General features: G+C 42.3%; 2 protein-coding genes. One reads left to right on the forward strand and one right to left on the reverse strand.

The window, feature by feature from the left end; genetic code table 11:
• Positions 1–124: 124 nt before the first annotated feature.
• The gene (locus B4H32_RS12595) at positions 125–1351 is read right to left on the reverse strand and encodes a DUF445 family protein (RefSeq protein WP_286803376.1); all 1227 of its coding nucleotides are present in this window, start codon (positions 1349–1351) and stop codon (positions 125–127) included.
• A 444-nt stretch (positions 1352–1795) separates the two neighbouring features.
• On the opposite strand from B4H32_RS12595, the gene guaA reads away from it, so the two are divergent.
• Complete coding sequence (gene guaA, locus B4H32_RS12600) at positions 1796–3364, forward strand: glutamine-hydrolyzing GMP synthase (protein ID WP_016542562.1); 1569 nt, start codon at positions 1796–1798, stop codon at positions 3362–3364.

A 3364-nucleotide genomic window follows, 5' to 3' on the forward strand; every position in this document is an offset into this window, starting at 1 on the left:
GAAATCCGACCAAAATTAAAAGTAGGCATGGGGTTCAGCGGGCGCTTACGATGCTCATTAACTTTTTAATCATAAAAAACAGGGAGCCAATTGCTCCCTATTTTTAATTGTACGGATTTTAGATTTACAGCATAAAGTGGATCTGCATTTCCCCAACAAGGAAACCCAGCACCGCGCCCACAATGATCAACGACCATTCATCTTCTTTAAATGCAGGGCGGAGCATCCCTTCGAATTCTTCAGGGCTTAAGCGCTGCATTCTTTCGACCAACGTATTGCGGACATTCATCGCATCTTCGGCATAAGACTCTACATAACGCATGGTTTCTGGCAGTTGCTGTAAAATACGTTCAGCCACTTCGGTCTTAAGGTTTTGATATTTTTCACCGCCAATCGCGTACACCACCAGTGGACGAACAATACCTGCTTGTAGATCAATTTCTTGTTTCACATGGCGACTGACGAGTTCGATCACTTTATCTGAATTGGTTCCAGAAAAAAGCTCTTCCATCATATTACGGGATGTGAGTAATTGTTTAGAAATGAGCGCTGCATAGTCTGCCGCGACTTCATTTTGACGCTTGATGAACAAACCTTGCCATGTGTAGCCCAAAATCTTCTTCGGGTACAATGGTCTAAACATCATTTGTAAAGCCATCCAGTCACTGAAAAAGCCGACAAAGCCACCAAACATCGGCAGCATCCATGGATATTTACCTTGAGTCACGATCCAGCACAGCATTTGTACCACACCAATTGCAAAACCAAACACGAAACCGACATTACTAAAGAATTTGAATTCCTGTTTGCCCACTTTCTTAAAGATTTCATTGAGCAAACGTTTGTCTTTGAGCAGGTTATTGACCACCATATGTTTGATATCGAAGTACTTGGCAACATCTTTCTGCACTTCACTCATAATATGTTCAACAATTTCTGGCGCTTTGGCTTGGACACGCTTAATCAGTTTTTGTCGTGCAAACTCAGGCATGCCTTCCCATAGGCCAGGTTGGTATTGTTGTGCTACTTCTCGGGTAATGTCCTCAGCTGCTGCCATCAATGGTTTTTCAATTTCTTGGGCAATACGTTTGGGGTCGAGTCGGGCAAAAATTTCTTCGGGTTTAATCAGCTTGGAGGTCATTAACTCCACTGCTGTGGTGGCCATCTTCTCTGCTTTACGGGGAACAATCCCTTGCCATCCGAGTGGAAGCCCAAATAATCGCAATCCTTTAAATTCAAGTGGTGAAAACATCATTTGAATGGCAATGACCTTGGTCACATAGCCAATAAAGCCACTGATAAAGGGGATTGAAATATATAACCAGAAATTCTGTTGAAAATCCGCAATCATTTCTTGAAACATTATTTTATTGGTCCTTCAAGTCCTAATTGTTGCTCGTGGTCGGGCAAGCGCTAGATGATAGTGAAATATTTTCGGCCATTGATGAAACATCAGGACCCTTAATTTTTTGAGTTACCCTTTTATTTTTCCTTTGAATCAGGACATCACAATCGTATAAAAAGGCAACGATGCTGTCGATTGAATACCTTTCCATGGTAATGCATATCTTGACTCGTCATCTTAGCACCAATTTTTGCTTTGTGTTGAGCAGAATGGGCAAGAATTGTTGATTTAATACTCCTTATTTTGTGCTTTGCTGTGAAATTTTAGTTTAAATATCAGTGTCGATTGCTCAATCCAATGAAAAAATAAGATAGATGATGAATTGCGATGCGCCAAAGCGTGAAAAATGTTAGAATATGGCGCTTAATTCATTTGCCTTTAAGATGAACCATGACGACCAATACTCAAATTACTGAAGATCGTATCCTTATTTTGGATTTCGGCTCTCAATATAGCCAGCTCATTGCACGTCGTGTACGTGAAGCGGGTGTCTATTCTGAAATGTATGCATTCGATATGTCTGAAGCAGACATTCGTGCGTTTAATCCGAAGGGGATTATTTTATCAGGTGGCCCTGAAAGCGTACATGAAGAAGGAAGCCCACGCGCACCACAAGTTGTATTTGAATTAGGCGTACCAGTGTTGGGTATCTGTTATGGTTTGCAAACCATGTCTGAACAACTTGGCGGTAAAGTAGAGCCAGGTACAGTACATGAGTTTGGTTATGCAGAAGTAGATATTCTAGTACGTGATCAATTGATTGGTAACTTGCAAGATCGTGAAAACCAACTTCATGTTTGGATGAGCCATGGCGATAAAGTCAGTGCCATTCCAGAAGGCTTCCAAGTGACTGCGAGTACACCAAGCTGCCCGTTCGCTGCGGTGAGTGATGAAGCACGTCGTTTCTATGGTGTTCAGTTCCATCCAGAAGTGACTCACACTGCAAAAGGTGCTGAATTACTGTCTAACTTTGTACATCAGATTTGTGGTTGCCGCGGTCTGTGGACGCCTGAACACATTATCGATTTACGTGTAGAACAGTTACGCGCACAAATTGGTGATGAAAAAGTTCTGTTAGGTTTGTCTGGTGGTGTGGACTCATCTGTGGTTGCTGCGTTATTGCACAAAGCCATTGGCGACCAGTTAACTTGCGTATTTGTAGACAATGGTTTACTTCGTTTAAACGAAGGTGATCAAGTGATGCAAATGTTTGCAGAAAACATGGGCATTCGCGTCATCCGTGCCGATGCTGAACAGCGTTTCTTGTCTGCTTTGGCAGGTGAAGTTGATCCTGAGAAAAAACGTAAAATCATTGGTCGTGAATTTATTGAAGTATTTGCAGAAGAAGCACGTAAACTTGATGGTGTGAAATTCTTGGCACAAGGGACGATTTATCCAGACGTAATCGAATCTGCTGCAAGCAAACAAGGTAAAGCACACGTAATTAAATCACACCACAACGTGGGTGGTTTACCTGATGACCTAGAATTTGAATTGGTTGAACCATTACGTGACTTGTTCAAAGATGAAGTACGTAAATTAGGTACAACCATTGGTTTACCGCATAGCATGATTTACCGTCATCCATTCCCAGGCCCAGGTTTGGGCGTGCGTATTTTGGGTGAAGTGAAGAAAGAATACGCTGATATTCTTCGTCTTGCTGACGACATCTTTATGCAAGAACTGCGTGATAGCGGTTGGTACGACAAAACTGCACAAGCATTTGCAGTATTCCAACCTGTAAAATCAGTGGGTGTTGTTGGTGATGGTCGCCGTTATGCATGGGTGATTGCACTTCGTGCGGTAGAAACGGTTGACTTTATGACAGCACGCTTTGCACATCTTCCATATGAATTGGTTGATAAAATCTCAACGCGTATCATGAATGAGATTAAAGATGTTTCACGCGTCGTCTACGACGTGTCATCTAAGCCACCAGCAACGATTGAGTGGGAATAA

Source organism: Acinetobacter sp. UBA2063 (assembly GCF_002333245.1).
GTDB lineage: Bacteria > Pseudomonadota > Gammaproteobacteria > Pseudomonadales > Moraxellaceae > Acinetobacter > Acinetobacter parvus.

Excerpts from the sequence above, each read along its gene's own strand:
- guaA (WP_016542562.1), top strand. The coding sequence starts at position 1,796 with ATGACGACCAATACTCAAATTACTGAAGATCGTATCCTTATTTTGGAT.
- B4H32_RS12595 (WP_286803376.1), bottom strand. The coding sequence starts at position 1,351 with ATGATTGCGGATTTTCAACAGAATTTCTGGTTATATATTTCAATCCCC.